General features: G+C 60.6%; 15 protein-coding genes. All 15 read right to left on the bottom strand.

Annotated features, from left to right (window positions below; all coding sequences use genetic code 11):
• Positions 1-726: 726 nt before the first annotated feature.
• Positions 727-1,866 (bottom strand): flagellar biosynthesis protein FlhB, encoded by a 1,140-nt coding sequence (gene flhB / locus B3I26_RS05290; RefSeq protein ID WP_296255855.1) that lies wholly within the window; start codon positions 1,864-1,866, stop codon positions 727-729.
• 1 nt (position 1,867) lies between these two features.
• Positions 1,868-2,653 carry a flagellar biosynthetic protein FliR gene (gene fliR, locus B3I26_RS05295; protein WP_296255857.1) on the bottom strand — a complete coding sequence of 262 codons (786 nt, stop codon included), beginning with the start codon at positions 2,651-2,653 and terminating at the stop codon, positions 1,868-1,870.
• A gap of 7 nt (positions 2,654-2,660) precedes the next feature.
• Positions 2,661-2,930 (bottom strand): flagellar biosynthesis protein FliQ, encoded by a 270-nt coding sequence (gene fliQ, locus B3I26_RS05300; RefSeq protein ID WP_296255859.1) that lies wholly within the window; start codon positions 2,928-2,930, stop codon positions 2,661-2,663.
• A gap of 25 nt (positions 2,931-2,955) precedes the next feature.
• A complete protein-coding gene (fliP, locus tag B3I26_RS05305) occupies positions 2,956-3,699 on the bottom strand; it encodes a flagellar type III secretion system pore protein FliP (RefSeq protein ID WP_296255862.1) in 744 nt (247 codons plus the stop codon).
• Positions 3,699-4,253, bottom strand: coding sequence for a flagellar biosynthetic protein FliO (fliO, locus tag B3I26_RS05310; protein ID WP_296255864.1), 555 nt, complete (start codon positions 4,251-4,253; stop codon positions 3,699-3,701). The genes fliP and fliO overlap by 1 nt, the downstream gene beginning before the upstream one ends.
• Entirely contained in the window at positions 4,254-4,715 is a 462-nt protein-coding gene (fliN, locus tag B3I26_RS05315) for a flagellar motor switch protein FliN (RefSeq protein WP_133750625.1), read from the bottom strand. It abuts the gene before it with no gap.
• Between the two features lie 64 nt (positions 4,716-4,779).
• Complete coding sequence (gene fliM / locus B3I26_RS05320; protein WP_296255869.1) at positions 4,780-5,748, bottom strand: flagellar motor switch protein FliM; 969 nt, start codon at positions 5,746-5,748, stop codon at positions 4,780-4,782.
• Positions 5,749-5,757: 9 nt separating this feature from the next.
• Complete coding sequence (gene fliL / locus B3I26_RS05325) at positions 5,758-6,261, bottom strand: flagellar basal body-associated protein FliL (protein WP_296255872.1); 504 nt, start codon at positions 6,259-6,261, stop codon at positions 5,758-5,760.
• A 270-nt stretch (positions 6,262-6,531) separates the two neighbouring features.
• Positions 6,532-7,968: a flagellar hook-length control protein FliK gene (locus tag B3I26_RS05330; protein ID WP_296255874.1), complete on the bottom strand. Its 1,437-nt coding sequence runs from the start codon at positions 7,966-7,968 to the stop codon at positions 6,532-6,534.
• Between the two features lie 226 nt (positions 7,969-8,194).
• Entirely contained in the window at positions 8,195-8,584 is a 390-nt protein-coding gene (locus B3I26_RS05335; RefSeq protein WP_296255990.1) for an Hpt domain-containing protein, read from the bottom strand.
• Positions 8,585-8,618: 34 nt separating this feature from the next.
• Entirely contained in the window at positions 8,619-10,328 is a 1,710-nt protein-coding gene (locus B3I26_RS05340; RefSeq protein ID WP_296255876.1) for an ATP-binding SpoIIE family protein phosphatase, read from the bottom strand.
• On the bottom strand, positions 10,328-10,636 hold the full coding sequence (locus B3I26_RS05345) for an STAS domain-containing protein (RefSeq protein ID WP_296255880.1): 309 nt from the start codon (positions 10,634-10,636) through the stop codon (positions 10,328-10,330). The genes B3I26_RS05340 and B3I26_RS05345 overlap by 1 nt, the downstream gene beginning before the upstream one ends.
• 421 nt (positions 10,637-11,057) lie before the next feature.
• Positions 11,058-11,507 (bottom strand): flagellar export protein FliJ, encoded by a 450-nt coding sequence (gene fliJ, locus B3I26_RS05350; RefSeq protein ID WP_296255883.1) that lies wholly within the window; start codon positions 11,505-11,507, stop codon positions 11,058-11,060.
• Positions 11,508-11,513: 6 nt separating this feature from the next.
• A complete protein-coding gene (gene fliI, locus B3I26_RS05355) occupies positions 11,514-12,872 on the bottom strand; it encodes a flagellar protein export ATPase FliI (RefSeq protein WP_296255886.1) in 1,359 nt (452 codons plus the stop codon).
• Positions 12,862-13,674: a flagellar assembly protein FliH gene (gene fliH, locus B3I26_RS05360; protein WP_296255888.1), complete on the bottom strand. Its 813-nt coding sequence runs from the start codon at positions 13,672-13,674 to the stop codon at positions 12,862-12,864. Before fliH ends, fliI begins: the two co-directional genes overlap by 11 nt.
• Positions 13,675-13,688 lie beyond the last annotated feature (14 nt).

Here is a 13,688-nt window from a genome sequence, read left to right on the forward strand (position 1 = left end):
CTTGATGGATTCATCAGCCCCGCTGCGCGTGGCGATGCACCCTCTGACGCTGCCCGTCAGCCAGCGGATGGACGCGGAGCATCCAGGGCGGCGTTCCCACGCGGGAGCGCGGGAACGATCAGAACAACACACCTGTAACTTGATGGATTCATCTGCCCCACTGCGCGTGGCGATGCATCCTCTGATGCTGCCCGTCAGCCAGCGGATGGACGCGGAGCATCCAGGACGGCGTTCCCACGCGGGAGCGCGGGAACGATCAGAACAACACATATCTGTAACTTGATGGATTCATCAGCCCCACTCCGCGTGGCGATGCACCCTCTGACGCGGCCCGTCAACCATCGGATGGACGCGGAGCATCCAGGGCGGCGTTCCCACGCGGGAGCGCTGGAACGATCAGAACAACACATATCTGTAACTTGATGGATTCATCAGCCCCACTGCGCGTGGCGATGCATCCTCTGATGCTGCCCGTCAGCCAGCGGATGGACGCGGAGCATCCAGGGCGGTGTTCCCACGCGGGAGCGCGGGAACGATCAGCACAACACACCTGTAACTTGGTGGATTGATCGTCCCCACGCTCCGCGTGGGGATGCATCCTCTGACGCTCCGCGTCAGCCAGCGGACGGACGCGGAGTGTGCGGAGCGGCGTTCCCACGCGGGAGCGTGGGCACGATCAGTATCTGCAACACCCCTGATAAGGGATTTACAGCCAGACCCCAGAACTTAGGAATCCCGCCGCAAATCCGGAGGAATGGGCAGGTTCTCATTCAACGGATCAGGCCGCTTACCCCTGCCCGAACGGTACTGCCGAATCTGATAGACGTAGGCCAGCACCTGCGCCACCGCCAGATACAGCCCTGCTGGAATCTCCTGTTCCAGCTCGGTGCTGTAATAAATCGACCGCGCCAGCGCCGGCGATTCGAGCAACAGAATCTGGTGCTGCGCCGCAATCTCGCGAATTTTCAATGCCATGAAATCGCTGCCCTTGGCCAGCAGCATCGGCGCCCCGCCCTTGTCCGGGTCGTACTTGAGGGCAACGGCATAGTGAGTCGGGTTCGTGATAACCACATCGGCGTCCGGGATCGACGCCATCATTCGCCGTTGCGACATCTCGCGCTGCAACTGACGAATCCGCTGCTTGACCTCGGGCCGCCCCTCGTTGTCCTTATGCTCGTCACGCACTTCCTGCTTGGTCATCAACAGCTTCTTGTGGGATTCCCACAACTGCACCGGCACGTCCACCGCGGCGATAATCAACAGTCCGAACGCCATCCACAAGGTGCTCCAGCCGACTAGCTGCAGACTGTGCACGATCGCCATTTCCATGGGCTCGTGGGCGATGGCCAGCAGGTCGTTCTTATCCTTGGCCAATACCAGCACTGCCACCACCAGTACGATCAGAAACTTGGCGAAGGACTTGAGCAGTTCGATCAGCGCCTTGGGCGACACCATGCGCTTAAGGCCGGCCAGCGGATTCATGCGACTGAACTTGGGCGCCATGGATCCCGCAGCAAACAGCCAGCCGCCCAGCGAAATCGGCCCGATAAGCGCAGCGATGGTCAGCGCCACCAGCAAAGGCGTCGTCGACATCAGCGCAGCTTTGCCCGATGCCAGCAGCATCAGGCTCATGCTGCGCTCCTCCATCAACGCTTCGCGGGAAATGGTGAAATTGTCACGCATCAATTGCATCAGCATTTCTGCAATCGAGCCGCCGAATGCCAGCAGACCGGCGGCGCCGACGATCATCACGACAACCGTGTTCAGCTCCTTGGAGCGGGCGATCTCGCCCTTCTCCCGGGCGTCACGCTTTCGTTTGTCCGTGGGGTCTTCTGTCTTATCCTGACCGCTTTCACTTTCAGCCATGTCAGCGTGCCTTGACCATGTCCTTGAGCAACTGCAAGGCGTCGACCGCCAGCGGTTGGTATTGATTGAGAATATCGCCGAGTGAAATCCAGAGGATCCCCATGCCCAGCACCAGCGTCAACGGAAAACCGATGGAGAAGATGTTCAACTGTGGCGCCGCACGGGTCATCACACCCATGGCGATATTGACCACCAACAGCGCAGTGATTGCCGGCAGAACCAGCAGTAGCGCGGCGCCGAGCACCCAGCCCAGGCGCAAGACCAGATCCCAGAAATTGGCTGTTACCAGTCCGTCGCCTACCGGCAGCGTGGTGAAGCTTTCGATGAGCACCTCGAACACCACCAAATGGCCGTTCATCGCCAAAAACAGCAGCGTCACCAGCATGGTGAAGAATTGCCCGATGACGGCGGTCGAGACCCCGTTGATCGGGTCGACCATGGACGCAAAGCCCATGCCCATCTGGATAGCCACCACCTGACCGGCGATCACGAACGCCTGGAAGAACAACTGCAGCGACAGGCCCAGGGCAGCGCCGATGATGATCTGCTGGGCGATCAACAGCAGCGCGCTGAGGTCAAGGGCATGAACCTGCGGCATCGGTGGCAGGCTCGGGGCGACCACGAAGGTAATGGCCAGCGCCAGATAAAGCCGCACGCGCTTGGGCACCAGTGTCGTGCCGAAGATCGGCATGGTCATCAGCACCGTCGCGATGCGGAACAGCGGCAGCATGAACGCCGCCACCCAGGTGCTGATCTGCGTGTCGGTCAGCGCCAGAACAGGCTCCATTCGCGGGTCAGCCGATCACTTGAGGGATGCTGGTGTACAGGTTGGTGATGTACTCCATGAAGGTGCGCACCATCCACGGGCCGATGACGATCAGGGTCACCAGCATGACCAACAGGCGCGGCAGAAAGCTCAGGGTCTGTTCGTTGATTTGCGTCGCGGCCTGGAACATCGATACCAGCAGGCCGACGATCAGGCTCGGCACCACGAGAATGGCCACCATGGTAGTGGTGAGCCACAGCGCTTCGCGAAAAAGGTCTACAGCAACTTCCGGGGTCATGCCGGGCACTCCTCGAAAAACAGGTTCATACGCCGCCGAAACTGCCGGCCAGTGTGCCGATGATCAATGCCCAGCCGTCCACCAGGACGAACAGCATGATCTTGAACGGCAGGGAAATGATCAGGGGCGAGAGCATCATCATCCCCATCGCCATCAGCACGCTGGCGACCACCAGGTCAATGATCAGGAACGGGATGAAGATCATGAAACCGATCTGAAACGCGGTCTTGAGCTCGGAAGTCACGAACGCCGGGACAATGATGGTCAGCGGCGCAGCATCAGGCGTCGGAATGTCGGTGCGCTTGGACAAGCGCATGAACAATTCCAGATCGCTGGAGCGGGTTTGCGCGAGCATGAAGTCCTTGATCGGCACCTCAGCCTTGGCCACGGCGTCCTGAGCGGTCATTTTTTCCGCGAGGTAGGGCTGCAAGGCGTCGTTGTTAACCCGATCGAACACCGGCGCCATAATGAACATGGTCAAAAAAAGCGCCATGCCGGTGAGGATCTGGTTCGACGGAGTCTGCTGCAGGCCCAGGGCCTGGCGCAGAATCGAGAACACAATAATGATCCGGGTGAAGCTGGTCATCAGCATGACGAACGCCGGAATGAAACTCAGCGCCGTCATGATCAGCAGGATCTGCAGGTTGACCGAGTATTCCTGTTGTCCGTTGGCACCGGTGCCCAAGGTGATTGCCGGAATCGACAACGGGTCGGCGGCGAACGCCAGCGGCGCTGCCAGCAGCAAAAGCAGCGTCAAAACAATACGCATCAATGCTTATCCTTCTGATCCAGGTTGCCCAGCCCGCCTTTGCCCGCGCGCGGCCCCATCACGCCCTTATTGCCGAGCACGTCCATCAGACGCCTGGCGAACTCAGGCGTGGCATTCTGGATGTCGGGGACCTGAACCGGCTCATTCATCACGTGAAGCGCGGTAATGCTACCGGGCGAAACCCCCAGCAGCACCTGTTCGTTGCCCACCTGAACCAGCACCAGCCGGTCACGCGGCCCGAGGGCACGCGAGCCGACCAGCTCAATGACCTGATTACCAGCAGGCCCAGCCCGCTGAACCCGGCGCATCAGCCAGGCGAGGACGAAAATCAGCCCGACCACCAGCAACAGGCCCAGCACCAGTTGCAGCAACTGACCGCCCATGCCGCTGCTCAGTCCGGACACTGGCGGCACCACCACCGGCGCGGTGGCGGGCACTGCAGCGACAGCAGGAGCGGCGGTCGTAACGGTCGGTGTTGCAGGGTCGGCAGCCATCACAGCCCACGACGTGGCCAGCAGTGCCAAGCCAGACACGCCTCTTAGAAAGCGGCTCATTCAACGCAGCTTCTTGATGCGTTCGCTCGGGCTGATCACATCGGTGAGGCGAATGCCGAACTTTTCGTTCACCACCACCACCTCTCCATGGGCGATCAGCGTACCGTTGACCAGGACGTCCAGTGGCTCCCCCGCCAGTCGGTCAAGCTCGATGACCGAGCCTTGGTTCAACTGCAGCAGGTTGCGGATGTTGATCTCGGTGCTGCCCACTTCCATGGAAATCGATACCGGGATGTCGAGGATCACATCCAGGTTCGGGCCGTCCAGCGACACCGGACCGTTGTTCTTCGGCACACTTCCGAACTCTTCCATCGTCAGGCGATTGGTCGAGTTGCCGGCATCGGCAGCCAGCAACGCATCGATGTCCGCCTGACCACCCTCTCCGGCTTCACCCAACGCCGCAGCCCACTCGTCGGCCAATGCCTGATCGTCTGCGGAGTTCATTTCGTTTTCATCAGCCATGATTGTCCTCGGGGAGCAATAGCAATTCGTTTACACAGCACATTCTGAAGCTGACGACACAACGTCAGCGGCGTTCTACCGGCTCGATCACTTGCAGGGCCAGATTGCCCTTGTGCGAACCGAGCTTGACCTTGAACGACGGCACGCCATTGGCACGCATGACCAGATGATCGTTTAGCTCCACGGGGATCACGTCGCCCGGCTGCATGTGCAGGATGTCCCGCAACTTGAGCTGACGACGGGCCACCGTGGCGCTCAATGGCACCGCCACGTCCAGCACGTCCTGCTTTAACGCGTTGACCCAGCGCTCGTCCTGATCATCCAGATCGGACTGGAAACCGGCGTCGAGCATTTCGCGTACCGGCTCGATCATCGAGTACGGCATGGTCACGTGCAGGTCGCCGCCACCGCCATCGAGCTCGATGTGGAAGGTCGAGACCACGATCGCTTCACTCGGGCCCACGATGTTGGCCATGGCCGGGTTCACTTCCGAGTTGATGTACTCGAAATTGACCTCCATGATCGCCTGCCAGGCTTCCTTCAGGTCGATGAACGCCTGATCCAGCACGATGCGCACCACGCGCAGCTCGGTCGGGGTGAATTCCCGGCCTTCGATCTTGGCGTGACGGCCATCGCCACCGAAGAAGTTGTCCACCAGCTTGAACACCAGCTTGGCGTCCAGAATGAACAGCGCGGTGCCGCGCAACGGCTTGATCTTGACCAGATTCAGACTGGTCGGCACGTAAAGCGAGTGCACGTATTCGCCAAACTTCATGACCTGCACGCCGCCCACCGCGACATCCGCGGAGCGACGCAACAGGTTGAACATGCTGATGCGGGTATAACGGGCGAAGCGCTCGTTGATCATTTCCAGAGTCGGCATGCGTCCGCGGACGATGCGGTCCTGGCTGGTCAGGTCATAACTCTTGACGCTGCCCGGTTCCATAACGCTATCGGTCTGCACCAGACCATCGTCCACACCATGCAACAGCGCGTCGATTTCATCCTGGGACAGCAGGTCTTGCACGGCCATGTCGTGGTCCTACTGCAGTACGTAGTTAGTGAAAAGTACCTGTTCGATGACGCTTTTGTTCAGCTCTTTCTGCCCGACTTCTTGAACAACCGCAGCGGCCTTCTGGCGCAGCATTTCCATCCCGACCGGCGTTGCGAGGGTGTCGAATGGCTGCCCGGAGAACATCATGACCAGGTTATTGCGGATGACCGGCATATGCACTTTCAACGCTTCCAGGTCAGCGTGATCACGGGCCAGCAAGGTAATGCTGACCTGCATGTAGCGCTGCCGGCCGTTGACGTTGTAGTTGACGACGAAGGGCGGTGTCAGCGGCTCGAAAATCGCCTCCTTCTTGGCGTTGGCGGCATCGGCCACCTGGGCAGGATCAGGCTTGCTCTCGGCTCTGTGCATGATGAACCACGTCGCGCCGACCGACAGACCGACGGCCAGCAACAGGCCCACCACCACAAAAATGATGATCTTAAGCTTGCCTTTTTTCGCGGGGTCTTTAACTGCGTCGTCGCTGTTCGCCATGCCAATAATCCGTCACTATCCAGGGGTTCGGTGTTGCGTGACAGAGCAAGAGCAAGGGTTGTGCCAGAGTTGGCACTTCGGGAAGGGTTGCGTTTGATTCTGGCCGCAGGCCATTGGAGCGAGGCTGGCCCGCGAGGTAGCGTAAATCGGCAGTAAACCGTAGGCATTCGGTGTGTATGAAAACCAGCGCGCCTGATTTTACTGCCCGGTCCTGGTGATCGCATCGAAGCCGCTCCTACGCTTTGGACAGGAGCAGGCTTGTTCTATCAATCAAGCGTAATAATCGACGGCGCTGGAGCCGATCACTGTCAACGGCGCGCTGGCCGCCGCCGAAGCCGCATCGATCGGAGCACCGTCGGCAATCAGGTCGCTACCGCTGGAGTTGCCGGAGCGACCGGTGCCGTTGCCGCGTCCGTCACCGCCGGACTGCTGCTGGGGCTGTTGCTGCCAGCCCTGGGACTGATCCGAAACATTGACGTTGACCTGGCCCATACCCTGCTGAACGAAGGAATCACGCAGGCGCGACATCTGGCTCTCCAACGCTTCACGCACGCCAACGTGGGCGCTCATGAAGGTCACCTGGGTCTGCTGATCCGCCGCCATATTGACACGAATGTCAAGACGACCCAGTTCTGCAGGCTGCAGCTGAATGTCGGCCTGCTTGAGGTTCTGACTGGACAGATACATGACACGGTTCACCACGCCCTCGGTCCAACCGCTCTGGTTCATGGCCAGCGGCTGATTAATCAACGGTGCAGACGGCGCAGCGTTGCCTTTCACCTGAGCAGCTTGAGACAGCGCAGCCAGTCGCTCGGCGAAGTTATCCACTCGCGTGTCACTGCTGGCGTCCTTCACATCTTTCAGGCCATCGGCGAGCAAGCCGCTAAAGGCCTTGTCGCCGCCACCTTCGGTTGTGCTCTTGTCCACCGGTTGATCGCCCAGCGCCGCCAGATTAGCCGTGAGCAACTGTGCCGGATCGGCATTGGGCTCCTGCTTGGCCGAGGTCTTGCCCGTGTCACTGGCACTGCCCGCCACCTGTGTTGTCTGCCGGGTTTTGTTTTCCAGCGCGACCTGCACTGCAGTCAGGCCTTCGAGCGGGTCGGCCGAGGGATCGAATTTTTCATCGCCACCCTCCGCTGGCGTACTGCTGAGCGGCGCCTGGACTACCGCCACGGGCGGCGCGGCAACGGGCGCCGCAGCAGCCAGCAAGGCAGGATCGACCGCAGGCTGAGCATCGACCACCGGGGCCGGTGGCGGCTCTTGGGGCGCGACCACAAGCAGTGTAGGGTCGACCGTCGGATCCGTCACCGACGTATCGTCAGCCGTGGTGTCGTCGGCTAATGGGCTTTCGTCCGACGCGTCAGCGTGCTTGTCGTCAGTGTCATTGCTGTTGCCCGTGTCCGTTTTGTCGTGGACCGCCTTGGCAGGCAATCCATTGCCGTTATCGGCAACCGCCTTGTCGGAAGCGGAAGACGAATGGCCAGCGGCGGTCCTACTGTCGACTGCCGGACTCTTGGCGCTGGACGCCTTGGCCGGGGCGTCATCGACACGGCTCGGCGCCGGCGTAGCGTGTTTGGCAAATACGCTGGAAAAGCTCGAAGTGCTGTCTTTGACGGGGTCAGGCGCCTTTACCACCGTGGCAGTGCTGGCTTTCTGGGCTTTCGCAGCCGTCAAAGCGGTGAGTAAGGGGTTGTTGGCGAGGGCCATGTTGATCTCCGCAAGAGCACAATTGCAAAGAGAACTAGCAAATGCCGGGCCAGAGTTGCATGGCTTGTCAAAAAGAGCCGGAGCCGCCGCGCTCTTGAATCGGCGAGCGCGCGCCCTGAATCGCTCACGCCTCCCGGCCTGGCCCTGCGATGGCAGATGGTGCGCTGGCGGCACGAGCCTTCCTGCCCGGGCTTCGCGTGGCATCGGGCCGTTCTTCAGGTCCGGGTCAGTGGCTGGTAAGGGTGGTCTGCAACTCGACATCGAACAGGTCGCGCACCACGCGGAACTCGCTGTCGATGGCCTGGACCAGCTGCGTGACCATCGCAGCATTGACCGCAGCCTGGCCACGGACCAGATCCTCAAGCTGTCGGCACAACGCCGTCAGTTGCACGGCGCCCATGTTGCTGCTGCTGCCTTTGAAACTATGGGCCATCAAGCCCAGCTGTTGCAGCTGGGTTGGCGAGGCCGCGGAGAAATCGGCGGCCTGACTGAGGGCGTTCATGTCGGTGATGCGAGTTTCCGAATCCCTGATGAATATATGAAGCAAGGCCGGATACTCGGTCTCCATGACATCGCGCAAAGTGTCGAGCACGGTCAAATCCACATGTTCCTGCATCACTTGTTCGCTCCTTGATCAAGACTGGGCGGGATTATGCCAGACCCTCCCACGCAAACTCCACAGAGGCCGTGCGGCCGTCTTCGGACCACTGGCAGCGGTCGCTGAGACGGCGAACCAGACTCAGCCCGCGTCCCGACAATTGGTCGATTGCAGGCGGCAAGGCCAGCACGTGCCGGACGTCGAAGCCCCTGCCGCTGTCATGCACCTGAACGATGAGGCGCCCACCCTGCGCCACCGGGATTATCTGAAAGTTAAAGCGGATGAACCCTTCCTCTAGCGCATCCAGTCGCTGGCCGCGCTGCTGGTAATACAGCGCAAATCCGTCAGCGTCGCATTTGAGTGCTGAATCCAGTCCCAGCACGCCATGCTCCAGAGCGTTGCTGTACAGCTCGGCTAGCACGATGTACAGCTCGCTGCTCTGCTGGCGCAGGCCATGCACCTCCTGTAACAACTGCAGCATATAAGGCAGCGGGTTGAAGCGCCTGAGGGTCGAGGCACGAAATTCGAAACTCGCCGACCAGTCCAGCGGGCTGGAGTCTCCACTGTCGGTATAGACCACCGAGGGCGGCCCGAGTGATTCTGGCTCCGTGAATCCGACCTCCAGCATGCTCACGTCATCGCGCACCTGCCCACGGAATCGCGCCAGCGCCCATTGCACCTCTTCGATCAGGGTAGCTGGGTTACGGTTGGAGACGAACACATTCTGCAGACGCCGGGCACCAAACATCTCGCCGCTTTCATCGGTGCTGTCCACCACGCCGTCGGAGAGCAGGAACACCCGGTCCCCCGCAGCGAAAGGGTAAACCTGAGTGTTGTCATCGAAACTGCTGGCGCTGAGCACCCCTAACGGTAAATGCGCTGACACCAGTGGGGTGTGGGACCGCCCGTCGCTGTGCAACAGGTAGCCATCGGGCAGCCCACCGTTCCAGACTTCGACCAGTTGCTGCTGGAAGTTCACGCAGATCAGCGCCGCGCAGCAAAACATGTCAACCGGGAGGATGCGCTTGAGCTTGGCGTTCATCTCGCGCAGGGTTTCCGGCAGACCGTACCCCTTGGCGGTCATTCCATAGAACACTTCGGCCAGCGGCATGGCCCCGACGGCGGCGGGCAACCCATGGCCGGTGAAATCGCCCAGTAGCACATGCATGTTCCCGGAGGGCGCCCAGGCTGCCAGCAGCAGGTCGCCGTTGAACAGCGCGTAGGGCGATTGCAGGTAGCGGATGTTCGGCGCGCTGAGGCAACCGGAGTGGGCGATTTGATCGAACACCGCTTTGGCCACGCGCTGTTCGTTGAGCAGGTATTTGTGGTGCCGGGCGATCAGGTCGCGCTGTTGCAGGACGGTTTCCTGCAGCAGCCGCAGGCGGTTCATTGCATTGATCTTGGCCGCCAGGATCACCTGATTGTAGGGCTTGGCAACGAAGTCATCGCCACCTGCATCCAGGCAACGAGCGAGGGCTTCGCCTTCGGTCAGGGACGTCAGGAATATGATCGGGACCAGCGCTTCACCGGCCAGCTCCTTGATCCGTCGGGCGGCCTCGAAGCCGTCCATCACCGGCATCAGCGCATCCATCAGGACCAGTTGCGGGCGACGCTGCTCGAACATCGCCACTGCTTCGGCCCCGTCGCAAGCATTGAGCGCCTCGTGACCCTGACGGCTGATGATGGCTGAGAGCAGCATTCGGTCGCTGGCATTGTCATCGGCGATGAGGATCGTCAGGCGCTCGGGGGGAGAAGCGGCCATCAGCCGACGTCGAAGAGTTTGTCGAAGTTGGAAATGGCGAGGATTTTTTTGACGTCCGAATTGCAATTCGTCAAGCAAACCTTGGCTATCGATCGGTCACCGCCTGCGTGGTCCCGCAGTAGCAAAAGCATGCCCAGCGCCGAGCTGTCGAGGTAGTTGGTGTCCTTGAGATCGACTACGTAACGCCTGGCCTTGGTCTCCTGCTCATAGGCTTTGCGGAAATCCTGGTGCGTCGAAAAATCGAAACGCCCCTTGATCTTGATGGTCAGTTGCTGCTCGTCGGGGGAACGATCGGAAGTTACTGACATAGGCATATCCCTTGTATGAAACGGCGTCAGACTCTTGAAGTTTTAGCACTGGATGTGCGGCGCAGCAAATGGAAGATTCGGGTCTTGCGTTTGCCTGCGTTCGGCCTGCATTCACGTCGCGATTCGCGTCTGCTGAACGTTCGTGCCGAACGAGCGAAATCAAGAGCGAACGCAAGCATTGAACGCTGATCCGATCCCTGTGGAAGATGCGCAGGTTTCTTGATCGTTACCACGCGGAGCGTGGGAACCATTACAACGCTGTATCTGCGCCCGCCTCTGTCTTGTCGATCGTGCCCACGCTCTGCGTGGGAACCATCACAACGCGGTATCTGCACCCGCCTCTGTCTTGTCGATCGTACCCACGCTCTGCATGAGGACGCATCCTCTGACGCTAAGCGTCATGCCGATAGGGAATCAATCCTCAGAACTGCTCCTGCCGCGGCAAACGCTGAGAAAGTTCATCGAGCAATTTCTGCTCGCGCTTGTCTTCAAGCGCCCGCGCCTCATCGATGTAGCGCTGCACCAATTTGCGCAGCCCCTCGACTCGGGCATAAGCCTTCTGCCATTCACCACGGGCCTTGTTCAAATTGTTCTGATGCCAATTGAGACTCTGGCGCTGCTGGCTGACGGCGGTTTCCAGCTGGTTAAGAAAGCGTTGGTAGTTCATCAGCCACTGGCCTGACACTCCATGAGCGCCTTTATCGATCCACTGCTGCTGGTAGTCGGAACGAAATTTCTCCAGCTCGCCGAGCTTGGTTTCGGCCAGCCGCACCTGCCCCTGGAAATGTCCAAGACGCTGGACAGCGGCTTTCTCGGCCTTCTCGGCCATGTCCACCACTGGCATCAGACGGGCCGCACGACTTTGCGCCACGACCTATCAGCCCCCAGCCTGGGGATTGAAGATCTTCGCCAACTGCGCCTCGCTGCTTTGCATGCTTTCGTTGTCGTGCAGGCCCTGGCGCAGATATTGCACCAGCTGCGGCTGCAAATTGATCGCCAAATCGGTTTCGCGATCACCGCCCGCCACGTAGGCGCCGACGCTGATCAAGTCGCGACTCTGCTGATAGCGCGACCATAATTGCTTGAAGTATTGCGCCTGGACCATGTGCTCGGGCGATACCACCGATGGCATGACCCGGCTGATAGAGGCCTCGATATCAATGGCCGGGTAATGCCCCTCCTCCGCCAGACGCCGCGACAGCACGATGTGACCGTCGAGCACACCCCGCGCAGAGTCGGCAATCGGGTCCTGCTGGTCATCACCCTCGGACAGCACCGTATAAAACGCCGTGATCGATCCTCCACCCTTCTCTGCATTACCGGCGCGCTCAACCAGCTTGGGCAGCTTGGCGAATACCGAGGGCGGATAGCCCTTGGTCGCCGGCGGCTCGCCGATCGCCAGGGCAATTTCACGCTGGGCCTGAGCGAAACGAGTCAGCGAGTCCATGAGCAGGAGCACATTCTTGCCCTTGTCGCGGAAATATTCGGCAATGCGCGTGCAGTACATGGCTGCGCGCAGACGCATCAACGGCGCATCATCCGCCGGAGAGGCAACGACCACCGAGCGTTTAAGGCCCTCTTCGCCGAGGATATGCTCGATAAATTCCTTCACCTCACGGCCCCGCTCGCCGATCAGGCCGACCACGATGATGTCGGCCTCGGTGAACCGGGTCATCATGCCCAACAGCACACTCTTGCCCACGCCCGTACCGGCGAACAGGCCAAGGCGCTGGCCACGACCGACCGTCAACAAACCGTTAATGCAGCGAATGCCCACGTCCAGCGGCTGGCTGATCGGGTCGCGCTTGAGCGGGTTGATGGTGGGGCCGTCCAGCGGTACCCAGTCTTCGGCCTTCATGCCGCCCTTGCCGTCCAGCGGACGCCCGGCGCCGTCGAGCACACGACCAAGCATGGTCATGCCCATCGGCAGGCGGCCAGTGTCGGGCAGCGGCACCACGCGCGCACCCGGAGCGATACCGGCGACGCTGCCCACCGGCATCAGGAACACCTTGCCACCGGCAAAGCCCATGACTTCGGCTTCGACTTCCACCGGATGATGACTGTCGTCGTTAATCACCACGCAGCGGCTGCCCATGGCGGCGCGCAGGCCTTCGGCCTCAAGCGTCAATCCCACCATGCGCAGCAAGCGGCCTTCGACCACAGGCTGCACGGGCAGGGTAATGGCGCCGGCGTAGGTGCTCAGGCGCTTGCCGAAGCTGGTGCGCTCAAGACGCATCGATCGCCCCCAAGGGATACACGGTCTTTTCAGCACTCCGAATGGCTTCTTCCAGCTCTATGGTGACGTCCGGCAGCGCGGGATGCAGGGCCTGCTCATGAAGCTGGTCGAACATCTTGCCGATGGCCTGACCGATGCGACTTTCGACAGTCGCATCGATGCGGCTGTGCTCGGTCTCGACCCGGCAGCCGCCGGGCTGCAGCGTATCGTCTTCGAGAATGCGCCAGCTCTCTTCATGGCGCTCGCGCAGGGCTTTGACCTGCGCAAAGTCCTGGGAGTTGATCAGGATGCGCACGTTGGCAGCCCCCATCGGCAGCAGGCGCAGAGCATCCTGCAGCACTTTGCCGATCTGGTTGGAGTCGGTTTTCAGTTCGCGCTGGATCACCTGGCGGGCCACATGCTCGACCAGCTGAATCATGGCTTTTTCGATCTGCGCATCCTGGTCGGCAATCGGTTCGAACAGTTGTGTCATCAGGTGATCGAGGGTTTCCAGCTTGGCAGCCAGCGCCACTTCCGCCTCCTGGCGAACCTTGAGCTGGGTGCTGTGAAAACCTTCCTTCTCGCCGATGGCGAAACCTTCGTTGTAAGCGTCCTGACGAATGCTTTCCAGCTCTTCGAGGGTCAGCGGCTGGACTTCCTCGATCGGCACTTCCTCGCTTTCGGCAGGCTCCGGCTCGGTCACCGTTTCGGGCTCAGGCGCTCGCACCTGAGGATCGAAGCTGGGCAACTTCCAGACATCGATCCCTTGCAGATCCTTGGCGCGGATGAGCTCGCTGGGCGGTTCTTTATCGGAGCTGAACATCGACTGCACCTGTT

This window comes from Pseudomonas sp. UBA5706, from assembly GCF_002419965.1.
In the GTDB taxonomy this organism is placed as follows: domain Bacteria; phylum Pseudomonadota; class Gammaproteobacteria; order Pseudomonadales; family Pseudomonadaceae; genus Aquipseudomonas.

Excerpts from the sequence above, each read along its gene's own strand:
- fliH (WP_296255888.1), bottom strand. The coding sequence starts at position 13,674 with ATGTTCAGCTCCGATAAAGAACCGCCCAGCGAGCTCATCCGCGCCAAG.
- fliL (WP_296255872.1), bottom strand. The coding sequence starts at position 6,261 with ATGGCGAACAGCGACGACGCAGTTAAAGACCCCGCGAAAAAAGGCAAG.
- B3I26_RS05340 (WP_296255876.1), bottom strand. The coding sequence starts at position 10,328 with ATGGCCGCTTCTCCCCCCGAGCGCCTGACGATCCTCATCGCCGATGAC.
- fliR (WP_296255857.1), bottom strand. The coding sequence starts at position 2,653 with ATGGAGCCTGTTCTGGCGCTGACCGACACGCAGATCAGCACCTGGGTG.
- fliN (WP_133750625.1), bottom strand. The coding sequence starts at position 4,715 with ATGGCTGATGAAAACGAAATGAACTCCGCAGACGATCAGGCATTGGCC.
- B3I26_RS05335 (WP_296255990.1), bottom strand. The coding sequence starts at position 8,584 with ATGCAGGAACATGTGGATTTGACCGTGCTCGACACTTTGCGCGATGTC.
- fliI (WP_296255886.1), bottom strand. The coding sequence starts at position 12,872 with ATGCGTCTTGAGCGCACCAGCTTCGGCAAGCGCCTGAGCACCTACGCC.
- fliO (WP_296255864.1), bottom strand. The coding sequence starts at position 4,253 with ATGAGCCGCTTTCTAAGAGGCGTGTCTGGCTTGGCACTGCTGGCCACG.
- fliP (WP_296255862.1), bottom strand. The coding sequence starts at position 3,699 with ATGCGTATTGTTTTGACGCTGCTTTTGCTGCTGGCAGCGCCGCTGGCG.
- B3I26_RS05345 (WP_296255880.1), bottom strand. The coding sequence starts at position 10,636 with ATGTCAGTAACTTCCGATCGTTCCCCCGACGAGCAGCAACTGACCATC.
- fliQ (WP_296255859.1), bottom strand. The coding sequence starts at position 2,930 with ATGACCCCGGAAGTTGCTGTAGACCTTTTTCGCGAAGCGCTGTGGCTC.
- fliM (WP_296255869.1), bottom strand. The coding sequence starts at position 5,748 with ATGGCCGTGCAAGACCTGCTGTCCCAGGATGAAATCGACGCGCTGTTG.
- B3I26_RS05330 (WP_296255874.1), bottom strand. The coding sequence starts at position 7,968 with ATGGCCCTCGCCAACAACCCCTTACTCACCGCTTTGACGGCTGCGAAA.
- flhB (WP_296255855.1), bottom strand. The coding sequence starts at position 1,866 with ATGGCTGAAAGTGAAAGCGGTCAGGATAAGACAGAAGACCCCACGGAC.